This is a genomic window from Streptomyces sp. NPDC058751, from assembly GCF_042746485.1.
Taxonomy (GTDB): Bacteria; Actinomycetota; Actinomycetes; order Streptomycetales; family Streptomycetaceae; genus Streptomyces.
In genome coordinates, this window is record NZ_JBHYPZ010000036.1 from 58,286 (window position 1) to 77,239 (window position 18,954).

The following is an 18,954-nucleotide window of genomic DNA, read 5'->3' on the forward strand; positions in this document are numbered from 1 at the left end:
ACCGGCCCGACCACCTTGCCACCGGAGCCGCCGTCACCGGTAGAGACCCGGGTCACGTGCGCGGCCCGGCGGCTCCGGACCCCGCCGGATCCCGCCCGGCCGCCACCACGTGCTTCTCGTCACACGACCCCGTCCGGGGCCGTCCCCCACGTCGACGGGTGCCTCACCTCACCGGACGCCCACCGCCGCGAGCGCCTTGCGCTGGCGCGGTGAGAGGTGCGCCGGGAAGTACAGGTAGCAGACCCCGCCGGTGCCGGAGACGACCTTTCCGGAGGCGTTGTAGCGCTTGGTCCGCAGCCAGATGTTCTCCCACTCGGAGCGCTTGTAGATCCTGCGCACGGCGCCGTTGTCGGGCGAGGCCGGGTCGTTGGCGATCACGTCGCCGTCCGCGGTGAACCCTATGACGGTCATGAGGTGGCCCGAGGTGCCGTAACCCGCGCCCGTCAGTTCGGACTTGAGGAACGACTGGGACGTTATGGCCGGGATGCCGGCGGCGATCAGCGTCTCCAGGTCGGTCAGCGAGCCGAGCCGCGTCACCACGCCCTGGAGGTCCTTGTACGTGGCCGCGTAGGCGGCGTTGAAGGGCCAGTTGCCGCAGCCGGCGTACTGGTAGTCGTAGGTGGAACGGGCCGCGAGGCACACCTGCGGGTCGGCGTACGACGGGTCGACCCAGGCGAGCTGCCCGGCGGTGGGCCTGCGCCCCCAGTACTCGATGATCATCTGCGAGGAGGTGGGGCTGCACCAGGCCTCGCCGCCGTTGTCGTACTCGGGGTACTGGCCGGCGTGGATCTCCTGCGAGTAGCGCGGGACGCCCAGCTCACGGGCGAGGCCCGGGACCGAGGCGGGGACGGTGAAGCGGTCCGGGATGTCGGAACCCATCGCTCCGAGGCGCCACACGGTGGGAGTCGCCTTGGAACCCGGGGCGCGGTGGAGGGTCAGGCGCAGCCGGTACGAGAGGAGGCGCAGGCCCGAGGCGGCGTCGTCGATGGAGAAGGTGTCCGTCCAGACCGTGCTGCGGCCGTCGGTCTGGTCGTCCACGGAGGTGCGTCTGATGTCCTGGTCGCCGGAGGCCCAGCGGCCCATCACGTACCAGGGCGTGTCCGTGCCGTCGGAGTAGGTACCGGTCAGCTCGACCTGGAGCCAGGTGCCGGCCGGGGTGTGCGCGTTCCAGGAGGCGATGACCTCCGTGGCGGGAACGGCGAGCCGGTGGACCGGCGAGGTCCAGGTCGCGTACTCCCAGGTGGCGGTCCTGCCGGTGTGCGGGTCGGTGTAGTCCGTCGTGCCGGCGGGGGTGGCGATCACCAGCCCGGGGCGGGTGCCCGGCACGGCCCGGGTACCGGTCCCGCCGCCCGAGCGCCAGTCGCCGTACGAGGTCCAGGCCCGGTTGTCGACGAGACCTCCCGGCGCTTCGGGGCGGCGGGCCGCGGCGGCGGCCGGCGGGCCCGCGGTCCCCACCGCCGCCGCGGCCACCGCGACGGCCAGGACGGTCCTGCGGGACGGCTGCTCGGCTCTGCTCATGGACGGAGAACCCCCAGGGTGTCCGGAACGGGCGGGCCCGATGCTCTGTCGTGCGCCAACTATGGACGCCGGAGGAGGACTTCTGCCAGCACTTCGGCCCGTGCCGCGCCCACCAATATTGGTTCGGACCACTGGCATGACCTGGATGCCCTCGCCCCCGGCGGGCGCCGGGGGCGAGGGGCGGCGGTCAGACGAGGTCCATGGCGGCGACCTCGTCGGGGCGGCCGTAGCTGACGGGGCCCTGGAAACGGCGGCGCGCCGTGGCGAACCACCACACCGTCGCGACGGCCAGCACCACGGCCAGGGCGATCGAGGCGTAGTTGAAGTTGTCGCCGGTGATCGGCGAGACCTGGGGCAGCATGAAGAGCACGCTGCTGGCGAGGATCCAGGTCACGGCCACCCAGCCGACGGGCTTGCTCCAGCGGCCCAGGTTCCAGGGCCCGGGCTGGAACTCGTCGCCGAGCCGCAGCCGCAGGAACACCGGCACGGCGTAGGCGAGGAAGAGTCCGACGACGTTGACGCTGACGATGGCCGTGAAGGCGGTGTGCGACCACCAGCCGGGCAGGACCAGGGCCAGCGAGCAGGCGACCGCCAGCCAGACGGCCTTGACGGGGGTACGGGTGCGCGGCGAGACGGAGTGCCACCAGCGGGAGCCCGGCATCGCGCCGTCCCGGGAGAAGGCGAAGATCTGCCGGGTGTTGCTGGTCAGGTTGGCCAGTCCGCAGAAGAGCATGGACCCGATCACGACGAGCAGGACGATCTTAGCCATGCCCATGCCAAGCCCGTCGATGAGGATCTGGACGGGCGGGGCCGAGGACGAGGCGACCCGGTCATAATCGTGAATGCTGTACACAAGGGCGAGCATGAGGATGAGCCCGGCGACCGCCGAATAGGCGATCGCGCGGGTGATCCCCCTGGGCGCGTTGACCGTGGCCCGCACCGTTTCCTCGGACATGTGGAAGCTGCCGTCGAAGCCCGTGAAGGTCCAGCTCGTGACCAGCAGACCGAGCATCCCTCCGTAAATCCCGTTCGTGAAACCGGTGTTGTTCGCGAAATGCGTGACGAACGAGGCCGACTGGTGGCCGTCGGGCATCACGACGAGTGCGCCCACGATCACGACGAGCCCGATCAGGAGCCACCACACGGAGATCCGGTTGAGCACGGCGACGAGCTGGACGGTGTAGGTATTGGCCAAACCCTGGAGCACGATGATCAGCGCGGTGATCAGGACCGTCCGCTCGGCGGTCGGTTCGTACGAGTCCCACTGCAGGGCGACGAACGCCTGGACGAAGGTGGCGGCCGCGTATCCGGTGGCGGCCGTGCCTCCCACCTGACCCACGAAATTCAGCCACCCCGTGTACCAGGACCAGGCGCCCTTGTGCCGCTTCGCGAGTTTCCCGGCGGAGAAATAGAGCGCCCCGCTGGTCGGATAGGCGGAGGCGACTTCCGCCATCGCGGCACCGATGAAGAGCACCATCACGGATACGCCGATCCAGCCGAACACGAGAATGCGCGGGCCGCCGGCGTTCAGTCCGAATCCGAAGGACGAGAAAATACCCGAGATAATGTTGATGATGGTGAAGGATATCGCGAAGTTGTCGAACGCCTGGAATCTGCGGGTCAGTTTTCTCGGATATCCCATCGCGTGAAGCGTCGCGTCGTCGTCCAGGGCGACGGAACCCTTCCCCGCGCCCGTCCTCCGCCTGGGGGCCGATATTCGCTCTGACACAGCTGACCTTTCTCTCGGGGAATGGTGCGGGACGCCGGGGAGGGCCGGGCTCAGCCGCCCCCCGGCACGGGCAGGCCGCAGGCGCGGCGGGCGCGGGAGAGCTGCTCCTCGGGTTCGCCGAAGGCGCTCCACGGCATGCGGCAGGCGTAGGGCCCCATGGCCGTGAACACCGCGCGCGCCTCGAACTCGCGCTGCGCCATGAACAGTGCGTGCGCCAGGTACGCGAGGTCGAGCACCGGTGTGAAGCGGTATCCGGCCACTTCCGGCAGCCAGTTCTGGTAGATCGCGAGCGCGGTGGAACGCCACTGCGGCTGCTCCCAGGTGCGGTCGACCAGCAGTTGCGTGGGGTTGTAGCTCTCCACCAGGGCCACCAGCGGCAGCAGCCGCAGGGGCGAGGAGGCGGGGGCGCGCTGGCTCAGGAAGGCGGCGACGTCCCAGGCGGCGTTCACGGAACCGCCGTGGCGCGTGAAGAAGAACGCCAGGAACCGGTGGTGGCCCTCACGGTTCCACGGGTCGAGGCGCAGGACGTGCGAGAACAGGCGCCAGGGGCCGGGAGGCCGGGTCAGCAGGCCCTCCGGGGCCGGGTCGCGCAGGTCGTGCAGCCGGGCCATGGACAGCCGGGCGACCCAGGGCGTGGGATCGGCCCGGTCCATCACCGCGGCCCGGTCGCAAGCGGTCAGCGCGATGCGCTCCAGCGCGTCGGCCCGGTCGTCCTTGGCGTCGGCCGCACGCAGTGCCCGCAGGACGGCCACGCGGGCCCACGTCAGGGCGGACTCGGGGGTCTGCTCCTCCGCCAGCCAGCGTTCGGCGAGGTCGGAGTCGGCGGCCTCGGAGGCGAGGACCAGGGACCGGTGGGCCCGTAATCCGAAGTCGGAGCGGGTCTCCTTCAGAGCTTCGTGTGCGCTCAGATAGCGGCCGGCTCTGATGTCCGTGCAGACGCTCGCGAGTCTGCGGTCGTCGGCCGCCGGATGCCACACATACTGCCCCTCGAATAAACCCGCGGCCATCTTCCCCTGTCCATCCCCGTACGACGCTTCCGTTCCGCAACAGGAACCCTACTCAGCATCTCCGAGGACCGGAACGCCCTATCCGAAATACCTCCTTCCGCGGGGCCCGCGATTTCGGAGCGGGCCAGGTGCGGTCCTGAGGATTGTTCAATTAATAGTTCAATGCAGCACCATCCTGAACCCGTGGATCCGCTGTGGGCGGCGTCTCGATAGAATGCCCCCAGGACCGCGCCCACCCGCATCTCACCCCGGGAAACCCCATTCACGACCTCGCCGCGCGGCTACTCCGGCTGCCGCCCTCCTGCGGGCCCGTCCGCCTGATCGGCGTGGACGGCCACGCCGGCTCGGGAAAGACCACCTTCGCCGGGAGACTGGCGACGGCCCTGGACGGCGCGCCCGTGCTCCACCTCGACGACATCGCCACCCACGACGAGCTCTTCGACTGGACCGGGCGCCTGCTGAGCCGGGTGGTCGAGCCGTTCGAACGCGGCGAGACGGCGCGCTACGCCCCCTACGACTGGACCGCCCGCCGGTTCGGACCCGTCCGCGAACTGCCCGCCGCGCCGGTGGTGCTCATCGAGGGCGTCGGCGCGGGACGCCGTGCGCTGCGGCCGTGGCTCGCGCGGCTCCTGTGGATGGAACTGCCCCACGAACAGGCCTGGGCGCGGGGGCGCGAACGGGACGGGGAGGCCCAGGGCGACTTCTGGGACGGGTGGGTCCGCGCCGAGCGCCGTCACTTCACCGAGGACCCCACGCGCCCCTTCGCGGACCATGTGGTGCGGCAGTGTCCCGAGGGGTACGAGGTGCTTCCGGGGCCTGCCGGGACGCCCGGACCGGACCAGTTCATCACTCACCGTGACGGACCGTCCGCAGCGTGCTGAAGTTGTGAAGACCCACTCCACGGAAGTTGCCTCGGTGTCCCAACTCTGCTTGACCAGGGGGCCGTACAGGTCTTACGTTCTGAAGCAGCGGCCCTTCGGGAGCCACCCGCAGTCGCGAAGCCCCCGGTTGTTCCCCCGTGATCGGGGGCTTCGTTCTGCCCAGACCCTCTCTTTCCGGACGCCCCGTGGCGTGATCCGCTCACCCTGGGTCACCGTTCGCGGTGCGCCCCATCTGCTCCCACCTCGTGGAACGGGCTGCGCGGCACCCTTCGGCAGGCCCGTCGACCGCGGGTACCATGCCTCTCGGTGCGACCTTCGGACGGATGCTCTGCCGCACCGCTTCAACTCCCGTCCGCGGCACAGTCGTTCGACCAGCGCTACCGACGGGCACCGGCCCGGCGGCAAGGGGATGCCCTGATCCGCGAGGCATTCCCCGACCATCGGGGGCACGGTTTGTGGGGGACGTGATGGACTTCGGCACGCAGGGCCCCGAGGCCCCGGCCGACCTCGCCTGGCTGCGAGGTGTGGACGCCTACACCATGGGCGCCTACCCCCAGGCGGAGGAGGAGTTCCGCGCCGCGGTCCGGATGGACCCCGGCATGGCGGACGGCTGGCTCGGACTGCACGCGCTACGGGTGGACACGACGACCGCGCTGCTGCGGATGTTCCGGCACCGCGACCGCTTCGGCGAGCAGCGCTCCCGCCACCGACGCACCCTCAACTCCTGGTACTGGCTGGGCTGGTGGGTCCAGCCGGTGCTGGAGAGCCCGCGCGACCTGCTGCTCGCGCACGCCTCGCACTGGCTCGACGGACGTCATGTCCCCGAACTGGACCGGGCGCTCGCCGGACTTCCGCCGGTCGACGCGGACCACCAGGTGCGGTTCCTGCACGCGTGCCGCGCCTATCTGGTCAAGGACTGGGAGCAGTTGGTGCGGCACACCGACCCGCTGATCAACGATCCCCTGCTCGGCATCGAGGCCGGCCTGTTCGGCGGCATGGCACGGGTCAGGCTGGAGATGTACGGCCAGGCCGAACCGCTGCTGTCGTCCGCGCTGATGCGCTGCCGCAGCGAGCAGCCGCAGCGCAAGGAGCTGAGGTACTGGCTGGCCCGCGCCCACGAGGGCACCGGTCGTTCCGCCGCGGCGCTGCCCCTGTACCGGGCGGTGCACCGGGTCGACCCCTCCTTCATGGACACTTCTGCCCGGCTCGCGGCCATAGCCGAGGGGGACGGGTACGACGACGCCGCCGCCGACCTCGCGGCGATCACGCTCGCCGGGATCGGCCAGGACGTGCTGGAGGGCCCGGACGGCATGGACGCCCTGTTCGGCACCGAGGGGCGTGACCTGAGGCTCCCGGATCCCGATCCGTCGCCGCCCGGCACCCTGCCGGTCCAGACCGACGGCTTCCGGGAGAAGGCCGTGATACCGGTCCAGCCGATGCCGCCGGGACCGACCGACCCCGCCCTGCTCGACGAGGCGCTCGCCGAACTGGAGCGCATGGTGGGCCTGGAGCCGGTGAAGCGGCAGGTCAAGGCGTTGTCGGCGCAGCTGAACATGGCCAGGCTGCGCACCGGACAGGGACTGCCGGTGCAGCCGCCGAAGCGGCACTTCGTCTTCTCCGGCCCCTCCGGCACCGGCAAGACCACGGTGGCGCGCATCCTCGGCCGGGTCTTCTACGCGCTCGGGCTGCTCGGCGGGGACCATCTGGTCGAGGCCCAGCGGGCCGACCTGGTCGGCGAGTACCTGGGCCAGACCGCCGTGAAGGCCAACGAACTGATCGACTCGGCGATCGGCGGCGTCCTGTTCGTGGACGAGGCGTACTCCCTGTCCAACTCCGGCTACGGCAAGGGCGACGCGTACGGCGACGAGGCCCTTCAGGTGCTCCTGAAGCGGGCCGAGGACAACCGGGACCACCTGGTCGTCATCCTCGCCGGCTACCCCGAGGGCATGGACCGGCTGCTCGCCGCCAACCCCGGTCTCTCCTCGCGCTTCACCAGCCGCGTGGACTTCCCCTCCTACCGCCCGCTCGAACTGACCTCCATCGGTGAGGTGCTGGCCGCCGAGAACGGTGACGTCTGGGACGAGGAGGCGCTGGACGAGCTGCGTTCGATCGCCGGGCACGTCGTGGACCAGGGCTGGATCGACGAGCTCGGCAACGGCCGCTTCCTGCGCACGCTGTACGAGAAGAGCTGCGCGTACCGCGATCTGCGGCTGTCCGGCTATCCCGGCAGCCCGTCGCGCGACGACCTGGCGACCCTGCGCCTGCCCGACCTGATGCAGGCCTACGGGGAAGTGCTCTCGGGCCGGGGCCCGCAGGACCCGTCGGCGATGTGAGGAGGCCCCGGGCCGCCGGGACCGTACGGACCCCACGGGGTCGCACGGCCACCGGGAACCGGGGCCCGCGCTCACGGTCAGCTCGCCAGCGCCTCCTCGGCCTGGCTGGGGCGCGCCCCCGTGACCCGTACCGGCGTGACATCGCGGTGCGCCGGGTCCCGTACCTCGCCGACCAGCAGTTCCAGGACGTCCTCGAGGGCCACGAGGCCCATGACCTTCCCGGAGGCGTCGGCGACCTGGGCCAGATGGGTGGCGGCACGGCGCATCACGGTCAGGGCGTCGTCCAGGGGGAGTTCGGAGCGCAGGGTGGTCATCGGCCGCCACATCTGCTGCGGGACCGCGCGCTCGGACTCCTCCAGGTCGAGGACGTCCTTCACATGGAGGTAGCAGCCCATGAAGGCGCCGTTCTCCGCGACCACCGGGAACCGTGAGTACCCGGTGCGCGCGGTCAGCGCGACGACCTGGCCCGGGGTGACCGAGGGACCGACGGTGACCAGCGAGGCGCCGTCGAGCAGGACGTCGGTGACCGGACGTGACCCGAGTTCCAGGGCGTCCTCCAGGCGCTCCTGCTCCTCGGGTTCGAGGAGTCCCGCCTGTCCGGAGTCCTCGACCAGCCGGTTGAGCTGTTCGCTGGTGAAGACCGCCTCGACCTCGTCCTTGGGCTCGACCCGGAACAGCTTGAGGATCAGCTGCGCGCAGGCGCCGAGGCCCACCGTGACCGGGCGGCACACCCGTGCGAAGGCGACCAGTCCGGGGCTGAGCCACAGGGCCGTCTTCTCGGGCGCGGCCATCGCCAGGTTCTTCGGGACCATCTCGCCGATGACGAGGTGGAAGAAGACGACGAGGGCGAGCGCGATCACGTAGCCCAGGGGGTGGATCACCCCGTGCGGCAGGTGGACGGCCTCGAAGAGCGGCTCCAGCAGACGGGCGACCGTGGGCTCGGCGACCGCGCCGAGGGTCAGCGAGCACAGGGTGATGCCGAACTGGGCCGCCGCCATCATCTGCGGCAGGCGTTCGAGGCCGTACAGGACCTGCCGGGAGCGGGCGGTGCCCAGCGGCTCGATCTGGCTGCGCCGTACGGACACGAGCGCGAACTCGGCGCCGACGAAGAAGCCGTTGGCGAGCACCAGAAGGCCCGCGAACAGCAGTTGGAGCATGCTCATCGGACGGCCTCCGGGGCGAGCGCGGTGCGCACGAGGCGGACGCGTTCGGCACGGTAGTGCCCGACCTGCCGCACCACGAGGCGCCAGCCCGGGAGCTCGGCCCTGTCGCCGGGGGCCGGGATCCTGCCGAGCAGGTCGGCGACGAGGCCCGCCACGGTCTCGTACGGCCCCTCGGGCACGTCGAGGCCTATGCGCTGCAGGATGTCGACCCGGCAGCTTCCGTCGGCGTCCCAGGCGGGCCTGCCGTCCTCGGGAGGAGCGGCCGCGAGTTCGGGCTGCCCGTCCAGTACGTCGTCGTGCTCGTCGCGGACCTCGCCGACGAGTTCCTCGACGATGTCCTCCAGGGTGACCACGCCGGCCGTGCCGCCGTACTCGTCGACGACGACGGCGATCGGCTGTTCACTGCGCAGCCGCTCCAGGAGGGGCTGCACGGGCAGGCTCTCCGGGACGAGCAGCGGGGCCTGGGCGATCCGGCCGACGGGGGTGCGCAGCCGGTCGTGCGCGGGGATCGCGAGGGCGTCCTTGAGGTGCACCATGCCGACGACCTCGTCGATCCGCTCCCGGTAGACGGGGAAGCGGGACAGACCGGTGGCACGGGTGAGGTTGACCACGTCCTCGGCGGTGGCCGACGACTGGAGGGCGCTGACCTTCACCCGCGGCGTCATGACGTGCTGCGCGGTGAGGTCGGCCAGGGACATCGTGCGGACGAAGAGGTCCGCGGTGTCCTGCTCCAGGGCGCCCGCGCGGGCCGAGTGGCGGGCGAGGGAGACGAGTTCGCCGGGGGTGCGCGCGGAGGCCAGTTCCTCGGTGGGTTCCACGCCGAGAGCACGGACGAGCCGGTTGGCGACCGTGTTCAGCGCGGCGATCACCGGCCTGAAGAGGCGGGAGAAGACGTGCTGGGGGCCGGCGACGAAGCGGGCCACCTGGAGCGGCTTGGACACCGCCCAGTTCTTCGGCACGAGTTCACCGACCACCATCTGCACGGCCGAGGCCAGCAGCATGCCGCTCACCACGGCGAAGCCGGGCACCGCGCCCTTCGGCAGTCCGACCGCCTCGAACGGGCCGCCCAGGAGCTGGGCGAGGGCCGGTTCGGCGAGCATGCCGACGACGAGCGAGGTGATGGTGATGCCGAGCTGGGTGCCGGAGAGCTGGAAGGACAGTTCCTTGAGCGACTCGACGACCGTGCCGGCGCGTTCGTCGCCGTCGGCCGCGGCCTTCTCGGCGTCGGGGCGCTCGACGGTGACGAGACCGAACTCCGCGGCCACGAAGAAGCCGTTGGCGAGGATCAGCAGGAACGCCGCGCCAAGGAGCAACAGGGGGATGGTCATGCCGCCGCCTCGCCATGGGGGAAGGGGGCGGCGCAGGTACTACAGGACGATCCGTCCATCGCTGGAGGGAGTCACTCCTCGGGTAGCAGGGGGCCTCTGAGGGCGGGAGCACAACGGAGGCGGAGGCGCGATGAAAACGCCTCCGCCGACAGATTAATCAAGACATGGGCTCTCGGGGCAGGGTGGAAGGCCGAGAGTCAGCTCCGATGTTCGCCGCGGTGCCCGTCGGGCTCCTGGATTCCGCGGGCCGCGGTCAGGGCGCGCAGGGCACGGGCGTCCTCGATGGCGCGCTCCCTCGCGATGCCGGGCTGGATGCCGAGCACCGGGAGGCTGGTGCCGTCGCTGAGGTCGAGGAACACCCAGGGGTCGCCGGGACGCAGGTTGACCTGGACGATCTCCGCCCAGTCCAGGCGCCGGCTGCTCGCGATGTTGACGACGGTGACACCGCTCTCGTCGGCGACGACCTTGGGCCGTGAGAGCAGCAGGAGCACTCCGAAGAGCAGCGCCGCGGTGAAGACGAAGCTGAGCCGCTCCCCCGGGCCGAGCTGCTCCAGAAGCATGGCGATCGTGGTGATGACCACGAAGATCGACACGCCCGCGGTGAGCAGCACCACACGGGTGCGGGAGGGGCGGAAGGTCGCGGGAAGGGTGGGGAGGTCCGACATGTGCGTTGGTCCCGTCAGAGCCGGCAGGCGTGGATGGCCGTGGTCAGGATGGCCCGGGCGCCGAGCTCGTACAGGTCGTCCATGATCCGCTGGGCCTCCTTGGAGGGGACCATGGCGCGGACGGCGACCCAGCCCTCGTTGTGCAGCGGCGAGATGGTCGGCGACTCCAGGCCGGGAGTGAGCGCGACGGCCTTCTCCAGGTGCTCGGCGCGGCAGTCGTAGTCCATCATCACGTAGGTCCGCGCGACCAGGACGCCCTGGAGGCGGCGCAGGAACTGCTGCACCTTGGGCTCGGCGTCCTCGGTGGGGCCGGCTCCGACGCGGCGGACGACGACGGCCTCGGACTTCATGATCGGCTCGCCGAAGATCTCCAGGCCGGCGTTGCGCAGCGAGGTGCCCGTCTCGACGACGTCGGCGATGACCTCGGCGACCCCGAGTTCGATGGCGGTCTCGACGGCGCCGTCGAGGTGCACGACGGAGGCGTCGATGCCGTGGTCGGCGAGGTGCCCCGCGACGATGCCCTCGTACGAGGTGGCGATCGTCCTGCCCTTCAGGTCCGCGACGCCGTTCGCGGTGCCCGGCCTGGCGGCGAAGCGGAAGGTGGAGCGGGCGAAGCCGAGCGGGAGGATCTCCTCGGCGTGGGCGCCGGAGTCGACCAGCAGGTCGCGGCCGGTGATGCCGATGTCGAGCTTGCCGGAGGAGACGTAGATCGCGATGTCCCGGGGGCGGAGGTAGAAGAACTCCACCTCGTTGTTCGGGTCGACGATCCGCAGTTCCTTGGACTCCCGGCGCTGCTGGTAGCCGGCCTCATGCAGCATGTCCGCCGCAGGTCCTGAGAGGGAACCCTTGTTGGGGACGGCGATGCGCAGCATGAGGTCGGCTTCCTTTGCTCGGTGGTGTTCGGGTGGGTGGGACGGACGGGCGTGCTCTGCGGGGGGCTGCTGTGAGGGCCTCTACAGATGCGCGTACACGTCGTCGAGGGAGATCCCGCGCGCGACCATCATCACCTGGACGTGGTAGAGGAGCTGCGAGATCTCCTCGGCGGCGGCGTCCTTGCCCTCGTACTCGGCGGCCATCCAGACCTCAGCGGCCTCTTCGACGACCTTCTTGCCGATGGCGTGGACACCCTTGCCGACGAGTTCGGCGGTGCGCGAGGTGGCGGGATCGCCCGTGGCGGCCTTGTGCTGGAGCTCGGTGAAGAGCTCCTCGAACGTCTTATTCGACATGGTGGTCCTCACCCTACGCGCTCGGGGCCCTACCTCAGTGCCAGGGTTCAGATACTGAACGCAGGGTGGCCGCGGTCGCCACGGCGGCCGTCACCGCCTCGTGGCCCTTGTCCTCGTTCGAGCCCTCGATGCCCGCGCGGTCCAATGCCTGTTCCTCGGTGTCACAGGTGAGCACGCCGAAGCCGATGGGGACGCCTGTGTCGATGGAGACCTGGGTGAGGCCCTGGGTGACACCCTGGCACACGTACTCGAAGTGGGGGGTCCCGCCGCGGATGACGACACCGAGGGCGACGATCGCGTCGTAGCCGCGGCCCGCCAGGACCTTGGCGGCGACCGGCAGTTCGAAGCTGCCGGGGACCCGCAACAGGGTCGGCTCGTCGATTCCCAGCTCGCGCAGGGCGCGCAGCGCGCCGTCGACGAGACCGTCCATCACCTTGTCGTGCCACTGTGCCGCGATGACCGCGACCCGCAGGTCGCCGCAGTTGCGTACGGACAGTTCAGGTGCACCCTTGCCGCTCACGTCTCTCCTTCAGTCCCGCTGTGCCGTGTTGCCGATAGTGCTGTGTAGCCGGTGGTGCTGTGTGCCGGTGGCGCCCGCCGTGCGGAGTCACTGGCTCCCGCAGGCCGACACGGTGGTCGAGTCGAGCCAGGGCAGGTCGTGTCCCATGCGGTCCCGCTTGGTCCGCAGGTAACTCAGATTGTGTTCGCCCGCCTGGACGGGCATGGGCTCCCGCGCGGTGACCCGCAGGCCGTACCGGACGAGCGCGTCGGTCTTGTCGGGGTTGTTGGTCATCAGGCGCAGGCCGCGGACGCCGAGGTCCTGCAGGATCCGCGCGCTGGCGCCGTAGTCCCGGGCGTCGGCGGGCAGTCCGAGTTCCAGGTTGGCGTCGAGGGTGTCCCGGCCGCGCTCCTGGAGTTCGTAGGCGCGCAGCTTGGAGAGCAGGCCGATGCCGCGCCCCTCGTGGCCGCGGAGGTAGACGACGACACCGCGGCCCTCGGCCTGGATGCGCTCCATGGACGTCTGGAGCTGGGGGCCGCAGTCGCAGCGGTGCGAGTGGAAGACGTCGCCGGTCAGGCACTCGGAGTGGACCCGGACGAGGACGTCCTCGCCGTCGCCGATGTCGCCGTGGACGAGGGCGACGTGCTCGACGCCGTCGGCGGTCGAGCGGTAGCCGTACGCGGTGAACTCGCCGAAGGCGGTGGGGAGACGGACCTCGGCCTCGCGCCGGACGGTGGGGGCCGCGGGGACCGTGCCGGACTCGGCCTCCGCGGCGCGTTCGGCGGAGCGGCGGTAGGCGATCAGGTCCTCGATGGAGATGATCGTCAGGCCGTGCTTGCGGGCGAAGGGGATCAGTTCGGGCAGCCGGAGCATCCGGCCGTCCTCGCCCGCGATCTCGACGATCGCCCCGGCCGGGCGCAGCCCCGCGAGACGGGCCAGGTCGACGGCGGCCTCGGTGTGGCCGTTGCGGGCGAGCACGCCTCCGGGCCGGGCGCGCAGCGGGAAGATGTGGCCGGGGCGCACGAAGTCGTCGGCCCCCGAGACGCCGTCCGCGAGGAGGCGCAGGGTGGCGGCGCGGTCGGCCGCCGAGATGCCGGTGGTGACCCCGTGGGCGGCGGACGCGTCCACCGACACCGTGAACGCGGTCTTCATCGACTCGGTGTTGTCGTCGACCATCTGCGGCAGGCGCAGCCGGTCGAGTTCCTCGCCCTCCATGGGTGCGCAGATCAGTCCGCGGCACTCGCTCATCATGAAGGCGACGATCTCGGGGGTCGCCATCTCGGCCGCGATGACGAGGTCTCCCTCGTTCTCCCGGTCCTCGTCGTCGACGACCACGATGGGGCGGCCGGCCGCGATGTCGGCGATGGCCTGCTCGACGGGGTCGAGCGCGAGGTCCGAGGCATCCTGATCGTGCCCGGTGCTGTACCGAACCGGCGCCGTTGTCATGCCGGGGCTCCTTCCATGACGGGCTGCCCGGCCTCACGGGAGCGCAGCCACCAGTCGCGCATGCCCCACAGGACGAGCGCGCCGTACAGGACGTAGACGAAACCGGAGAAGGCGTATCCGTTGGCGAAGTTAAGCGGGACGCCCACCAGGTCGACCAGCAGCCAGGCGAACCAGAACTCGACCATGCCGCGGGCCTGCGCGTACATGGCGACGATCGTGCCGACGAAGATGTAGGCGTCGGGCCAGGGGTCCCAGGACAGCGTCGGGTACGCGTGGAACAGGCCGCTGACGGCGAGGGTGCCCGCGGCCGCGGCACCCACCATGGCCGCGCGTTCGCGCCAGGTGGCGAACCGTACGGAGACGCGCCCGTCCTCGTCCTCGCCGCGGTTCCACTGCCACCAGCCCCACAGGGCGACGGCGATGACCACGACCTGCTTGCCGGCGCTGCCGGCGAGGTGGCCGAAGAAGGCGGCGAAGAGGACGAGTCCGGAGAGGAGCTGGACGGGCCAGCTCCACACGGAGCGCCGCCAGCCGAGCGCGAGGGCAATCAGACCGATCACGTTGCCGATCATGTCCGACCACATGATGTGCTGGTCGAGGAGGACGAACGCCTCGGAGTTGAGCCGGTTCACCGGCCGGCCTCCTCGGCACCGGGCCGCTCACCGCGGGTGCCGAGCAGACGCTCGACGTACTTGGCGATGACGTCGACCTCGAGGTTGACCGGATCACCGGGCTGCTTGTGGCCCAGGGTGGTCAGGGCGAGGGTGGTGGGGATGAGGCTGACGGTGAAGAAGTCGGGGCCGGCGTCGACCACGGTCAGGCTGATGCCGTCGACGGTGATGGAGCCCTTCTCGACGACGTAGCGCGAAAGGTCGGCGGGCAGCGAGATCTTGACGATCTCCCAGTTCTCGGACGGCTTGCGCTCGATGACCGCGCCGGTGCCGTCCACGTGTCCCTGCACGATGTGGCCGCCGAGGCGCTCGCCCACGGCCATCGGCCGTTCCAGGTTGACGCGGGAGCCGACGGTGAGGGCCCCGAGGCTGGAGCGGTCCAGGGTCTCGGCCATGACGTCGGCGGTGAACTCGTCGCCCTCGTGCTCGACCACGGTGAGACAGACTCCGTTGACGGCGATGGAGTCGCCGTGCTGCGCGCCCTGCGTGACGACGGGGCCACGCAGCCGGAAACGCGAGGCGTCGTCGAGGATCTCGACGGCGGTGACCTCACCCAGCTCTTCGACGATTCCGGTGAACACTTCCCGGGTCCTCCTGCCTCATGGGGCACGGACTCCGGGGCTGTCGATGACGACACTATGAGCGGACCGCGGCACACCGGGAGCGACGCCGAAAGGACACCCGTCCCGCAGGACGAGCAGCAACAAACGGCAGCGCGCACGAATGCCCGCCCGCCGCGCACTGCCTCCCATCCGGACTTTAACCGTCGGTCCAGGAATTCCACCTGGTCAACCGGCCGCTGGAAGCGACCGGGTCGCGGACTATAACCGCCGGTTCGGAATTACACCGACCCCGGAGTGCGCTGCTTCTGGTACATGGCCAGTGTGCCACGCCCGGTCGGCGCCCATACGGCCACACCCCTGTGGGGTGGCTCACAGCCGGTCGGCATGGACTTCCCCGGAACGGCCCCGACGACCAACCGCCCCGGCCCCGGAGGGACTTGGGCCCGGCGCGGATTCCCCGCAACTGGTCCATACCTATTGACGCTCTGGTCTAGTCCTCTTAGTGTCCTCGACCAAGACTGCGTGATCATTCACTGCCGGTCCCCCCATGATCGACCCGGCGGCGGTGACGAAGGCCCTTGCCCCGCCGCCGGGTCTCCAGCCGACCCGCACCGGGCCCACCGGGACGGCGGCGGAACGACCGCGGCTACCGTGACGGCCGCGGGGCGAACAGCTCGTCCTGGGCGCCGTCGCGGGCGGTCAGCAGGGCCCCGCGCAGCACCGCGCCGCCGCCCAGCGCGCTCGCGCGCACCTCGGTCGGCAGCGGCGACATGCGGGCGAGCCGTCGCCCGACCCGTGCCGCGAGCGCCTCGCCGCCCGCCCGGCCCACCTCGCCGCCGAGGACCACGCACCCGGGGTCCAGCACGGCGCTGACGGAGGCCGCCCCGATGGCGAGGCGGTCGGCGAGGGCGCCGAGGAAGCCGTCCGCCGCGGCGGATCCGGGGCTCGCCAGCGCCTGCCGGACGAGCGCGGCGGCGTGCGGTTCGTGGCCCTCGGCCCGCGCCGAGACGCCGTGCCCCGCCGCCAGTTCCGTGATCGCCGCGGACCCGACCAGCGAGTGGAACCCGCCCCCGCAGTCGGTCGCCGAGGGCAGGCTCGTGGTGCCCGGCACCGGCAGGAAGCCGATCTCCCCGGTCCCCCCGGAGGCGCCCCGGCGCAGGGCGCCGTCGAGGACGACGGCGGCGCCGGTGCCGTGGCCGAGCCACAGCAGGACGAACGTGTCGCGGTCGCGGGCGGCCCCCTCGCGCTGTTCGGCGAGGGCCGCGAGGTTGGTCTCGTTCTCGACGAGGACACGGGCCCCGGGAAGCCGTTCCTGGAGGGCCGCGACCAGGCGCCGGTGCCACTCGGGCAGGCCGGTGGAGTTGCGCAGTTCACCGCTGGCGGGGTCGATCAGACCGGGCGCCCCGATGCCGACGGTGTGCAGTCCGCCCCATCCTCCGGCACGTCCGCCCGGGGGCGGGGCCCCGAGGGTCCCGGCCTCCCCGGCCGCCCGCTCGACCAGTGCGACCGCCCGCTCCACCGCCGGCCCGGTCCCGGTGCCCTCGCCGATGGGCGCGGACGCCTCGGCCAGCACGCGGCCGACCAGGTCGGAGACGACGACGGAGACCCCCTCCGTGCGGACGTCGAGGGCGGCCAGGTGCGCGCGGTCCGCGACGATCCCGTAGACCCGGGCGTTCGGGCCGCGCCGCTGCTCCCCCGACTCCCCGACGACGGTGACGAGACCGGAGGCCGTGAGGCGTTCGACGAGGTCGGCGACGGTCGGCCGGGACAGTCCGGTGAGCTGCTTCAACCGCGTGGCCGTCAAAGGGCCTTCCTGCTGCAGCAGCCGCAGGGCGAGCCGGTCGTTGATGGCCCGTGCGGTGCTCGGGGATGCGGGCATGCCGGGAATCCTCCCAGATCGGCTCGGCCGCCGGACGACCGGGCGGCGAGCGGACATCTATTTATCAGGCAGGGTTCCTGATAGTTTACGGCGGCACACCGTGGAACCATGACCTGGGAGGGGCCCGAGCATGAGTGGAGTCGTCTACGACCAGCGCGAGGTCAGGCGCGCCCGGTACGCCGTGGCGGCCGTGTTCGCCGTGCACGGAGCCGTCACCGGGTCCTTCGCGACCCGCGTGCCGTGGATCCAGGACCACGCGTCGGTCAGCGCGGGGCAGCTCGGCTTCGCCCTCGCCTTCACCGCGTTCGGCGCGTCCTGCTCGATGCCGCTGGCCGGCCGGATCACCCACCGCTTCGGCAGCCGTACGGCGCTGCGCGGTCTCATCGCCCTGTGGACGCTGGCGCTGGTCCTGCCCGCCCTGGCGTCGAACCTGACGGCCCTGTGCCTCGCGATGTTCGTGTACGGCGCCACGGCGGGAATGGCCGACGTCGCCATGAACGCGCTGGGCGTCGAGGTCGAGAACCGGCTCGACAAGTCGATCATGTCCGGGCTGCACGGCATGTGGAGCGCCGGCGCGCTGATCGGCGCGGCGGCCGGCACGCTCGCCGCGCATCTGGGCGCGGACGCGCGGCTGCACCACGGCCTGGCGGCGGCCGTCCTCACCCTGCTCGGCCTCGCCGCCTGCCGGTGGGTGCTCGACCTCCAGCCCACCGAGGACGAGGAGCCGCCGCCGCGCTTCGCGCTGCCGCCCCGGTCGGCACTGCTCATCGGCGCGGTCGGCTTCTGCGCGGTCTTCGCGGAGGGCGCGAGCCTGGACTGGTCGGCGGTCTACCTGCGCGACCGGCTGGACAGTTCGGCCGCCCTGGCCGCGGCCTCGACCACCGGCTTCATGCTGACCATGGCGGTGGCCCGGCTGGTCGGCGACACGGTGGTGAACCGCTTCGGCGCCGTCCGTACGGTGCGGACCGGCGGCGCCCTCGCCGTGCTCGGCGGCCTGCTGGTCGTCCTCTCCGGGCACCCGGCGGTGGCGATGAGCGGCTTCGCGCTGCTCGGACTCGGCATCGCGGTCGTCGTCCCGCTCTGCTTCGCGGCGGCCGGGCGCAGCGGCCCCAACCCCAGTCAGGCCATCGCGGGCGTCGCGACCATCACGTACACCTCGGGGCTCATCGCACCCAGCCTGATCGGGTCGGTGGCGCAGGCGACGAACCTGACGGTGTCGTTCGCCCTGGTCACGGCCCTGGCGGTCGGGCTGGTCACGTTCGCCGGCGTGCTGCGCTCCGGGGACCGCATCAGTCCGAAGGTCGGTCCGCCGAGCGCAGCAGTTCCCGGCCCACGACCCTGAACCGGTCGCTCCACGGCGCCGGACGCAGCGTCCCGGCGTCGAGCCGGACGAGCACCCGCGTTCCGTGCGCGTAGGTGACCGCGCCGTCCGGGGAACAGAAGCGGAAGCCGTACGTCAGTCCGGTGGTGCCGAGCCTTTCCAGCCAGAGATGGACGGCGTACCCGCCGGGGCGGCTGACCGGGGCCTCGTAGGTGATCCGCAGTTCCTTGACCGCGTTGCACGAGTCGCCCGCCGCCTCCCAGTCGCCCTCGAAGCCGAAGCCGCGCTCGTTCCACAGCGCGGTCCAGGCGCGCTCGACCATGACCGGGTAGCGGGCGTTGTGCAGCAGTCCGAGCGCGTCGAGGTCGTCGAAGTGGACGGTGACGGGCAGGAGCCGTCCGTACGGGAGGGCGGGGGCGACGGGTGCTTCGGCGGTCACGGGCGGGACTCCTGGGACGTACTGCGGCGCGCGGTCACGGGCGCGCCCGACTGAAACGACTCCCCCATCCTAAGCAACCGCTCAGGTTGCCCCGTCCGGGTGGGACCTGTCCGCGACCGGACCGGCGCCGCCCGGGCGCCGCGGGACGGACCGCGGACGCCGGGGCACCCCCGAAAGTCATCGATCATACATATGAACAATGTCCATGAAGAGAACCGCATCAGCCGAAAACGGCTGGCCGGACGTGACAATGATCCCGACCGATTCACGTACGGAGAAAGCGAAC

At 71.4% G+C, this 18,954-nt stretch carries 17 protein-coding genes and 1 riboswitch; of the genes, 3 read left to right on the top strand and 14 right to left on the bottom strand.

Annotation, left to right across the window (positions count from 1 at the left end):
* Positions 1 to 168 precede the first annotated feature (168 nt).
* The 3 genes from ACFW6B_RS29175 to ACFW6B_RS29185 all read right to left on the bottom strand — a co-directional run bounded on the left by ACFW6B_RS29175 (position 169) and on the right by ACFW6B_RS29185 (position 4,254).
* Complete coding sequence (locus ACFW6B_RS29175; RefSeq protein ID WP_386600504.1) at positions 169 to 1,518, bottom strand: peptidase C39 family protein; 1,350 nt, start codon at positions 1,516 to 1,518, stop codon at positions 169 to 171.
* A 187-nt stretch (positions 1,519 to 1,705) separates the two neighbouring features.
* A complete protein-coding gene (locus tag ACFW6B_RS29180; RefSeq protein WP_386600506.1) occupies positions 1,706 to 3,247 on the bottom strand; it encodes an amino acid permease in 1,542 nt (513 codons plus the stop codon).
* Between the two features lie 50 nt (positions 3,248 to 3,297).
* Positions 3,298 to 4,254 (bottom strand): hypothetical protein, encoded by a 957-nt coding sequence (locus tag ACFW6B_RS29185; protein WP_386600508.1) that lies wholly within the window; start codon positions 4,252 to 4,254, stop codon positions 3,298 to 3,300.
* 260 nt (positions 4,255 to 4,514) lie between these two features.
* Between ACFW6B_RS29185 and ACFW6B_RS29190 the strand changes: the two genes are divergently transcribed.
* Positions 4,515 to 5,135, top strand: a complete 621-nt coding sequence (locus tag ACFW6B_RS29190) for a uridine kinase (RefSeq protein ID WP_386600576.1) — start codon at positions 4,515 to 4,517, stop codon at positions 5,133 to 5,135.
* A 467-nt stretch (positions 5,136 to 5,602) separates the two neighbouring features.
* Entirely contained in the window at positions 5,603 to 7,468 is a 1,866-nt protein-coding gene (locus ACFW6B_RS29195) for an AAA family ATPase (protein ID WP_386600511.1), read from the top strand.
* A 77-nt stretch (positions 7,469 to 7,545) separates the two neighbouring features.
* Here the strand turns inward: ACFW6B_RS29195 and ACFW6B_RS29200 are convergent, their stop codons facing one another.
* The 10 genes from ACFW6B_RS29200 to ACFW6B_RS29245 form a co-directional block, all read right to left on the bottom strand.
* A complete protein-coding gene (locus tag ACFW6B_RS29200) occupies positions 7,546 to 8,631 on the bottom strand; it encodes a hemolysin family protein (RefSeq protein ID WP_386600513.1) in 1,086 nt (361 codons plus the stop codon).
* Entirely contained in the window at positions 8,628 to 9,959 is a 1,332-nt protein-coding gene (locus ACFW6B_RS29205) for a hemolysin family protein (RefSeq protein WP_386600515.1), read from the bottom strand. The genes ACFW6B_RS29200 and ACFW6B_RS29205 overlap by 4 nt, the downstream gene beginning before the upstream one ends.
* A 197-nt stretch (positions 9,960 to 10,156) precedes the next feature.
* Complete coding sequence (locus ACFW6B_RS29210; RefSeq protein WP_386600518.1) at positions 10,157 to 10,624, bottom strand: PH domain-containing protein; 468 nt, start codon at positions 10,622 to 10,624, stop codon at positions 10,157 to 10,159.
* Positions 10,625 to 10,638: 14 nt separating this feature from the next.
* Positions 10,639 to 11,496, bottom strand: coding sequence for an ATP phosphoribosyltransferase (gene hisG / locus ACFW6B_RS29215; RefSeq protein ID WP_386600520.1), 858 nt, complete (start codon positions 11,494 to 11,496; stop codon positions 10,639 to 10,641).
* 81 nt (positions 11,497 to 11,577) lie between these two features.
* Positions 11,578 to 11,850: a phosphoribosyl-ATP diphosphatase gene (locus tag ACFW6B_RS29220; protein ID WP_030038616.1), complete on the bottom strand. Its 273-nt coding sequence runs from the start codon at positions 11,848 to 11,850 to the stop codon at positions 11,578 to 11,580.
* Between the two features lie 34 nt (positions 11,851 to 11,884).
* Positions 11,885 to 12,370, bottom strand: a complete 486-nt coding sequence (ribH, locus tag ACFW6B_RS29225) for a 6,7-dimethyl-8-ribityllumazine synthase (protein WP_151468514.1) — start codon at positions 12,368 to 12,370, stop codon at positions 11,885 to 11,887.
* A gap of 87 nt (positions 12,371 to 12,457) precedes the next feature.
* Positions 12,458 to 13,795 carry a bifunctional 3,4-dihydroxy-2-butanone-4-phosphate synthase/GTP cyclohydrolase II gene (locus ACFW6B_RS29230; RefSeq protein WP_386600523.1) on the bottom strand — a complete coding sequence of 446 codons (1,338 nt, stop codon included), beginning with the start codon at positions 13,793 to 13,795 and terminating at the stop codon, positions 12,458 to 12,460.
* Positions 13,792 to 14,427, bottom strand: coding sequence for a nicotinamide riboside transporter PnuC (locus ACFW6B_RS29235; RefSeq protein WP_386600525.1), 636 nt, complete (start codon positions 14,425 to 14,427; stop codon positions 13,792 to 13,794). The genes ACFW6B_RS29230 and ACFW6B_RS29235 overlap by 4 nt, the downstream gene beginning before the upstream one ends.
* The gene (locus tag ACFW6B_RS29240) at positions 14,424 to 15,047 is read right to left on the bottom strand and encodes a riboflavin synthase (protein WP_386600527.1); all 624 of its coding nucleotides are present in this window, start codon (positions 15,045 to 15,047) and stop codon (positions 14,424 to 14,426) included. The genes ACFW6B_RS29235 and ACFW6B_RS29240 overlap by 4 nt, the downstream gene beginning before the upstream one ends.
* Positions 15,048 to 15,200: 153 nt before the next feature.
* Positions 15,201 to 15,331: riboswitch (FMN riboswitch) on the bottom strand.
* 344 nt (positions 15,332 to 15,675) lie between these two features.
* Positions 15,676 to 16,908, bottom strand: coding sequence for an ROK family transcriptional regulator (locus tag ACFW6B_RS29245; RefSeq protein ID WP_386600529.1), 1,233 nt, complete (start codon positions 16,906 to 16,908; stop codon positions 15,676 to 15,678).
* A 130-nt stretch (positions 16,909 to 17,038) separates the two neighbouring features.
* Between ACFW6B_RS29245 and ACFW6B_RS29250 the strand changes: the two genes are divergently transcribed.
* Complete coding sequence (locus tag ACFW6B_RS29250; RefSeq protein WP_386600532.1) at positions 17,039 to 18,250, top strand: MFS transporter; 1,212 nt, start codon at positions 17,039 to 17,041, stop codon at positions 18,248 to 18,250.
* On the opposite strand, the gene ACFW6B_RS29255 is transcribed toward ACFW6B_RS29250, so the two are convergent.
* Positions 18,198 to 18,668, bottom strand: a complete 471-nt coding sequence (locus tag ACFW6B_RS29255; RefSeq protein WP_386600534.1) for an acyl-CoA thioesterase — start codon at positions 18,666 to 18,668, stop codon at positions 18,198 to 18,200. The two genes, ACFW6B_RS29250 and ACFW6B_RS29255, sit on opposite strands and share 53 nt — an antisense overlap.
* Between the last annotated feature and the right edge of the window lie 286 nt (positions 18,669 to 18,954).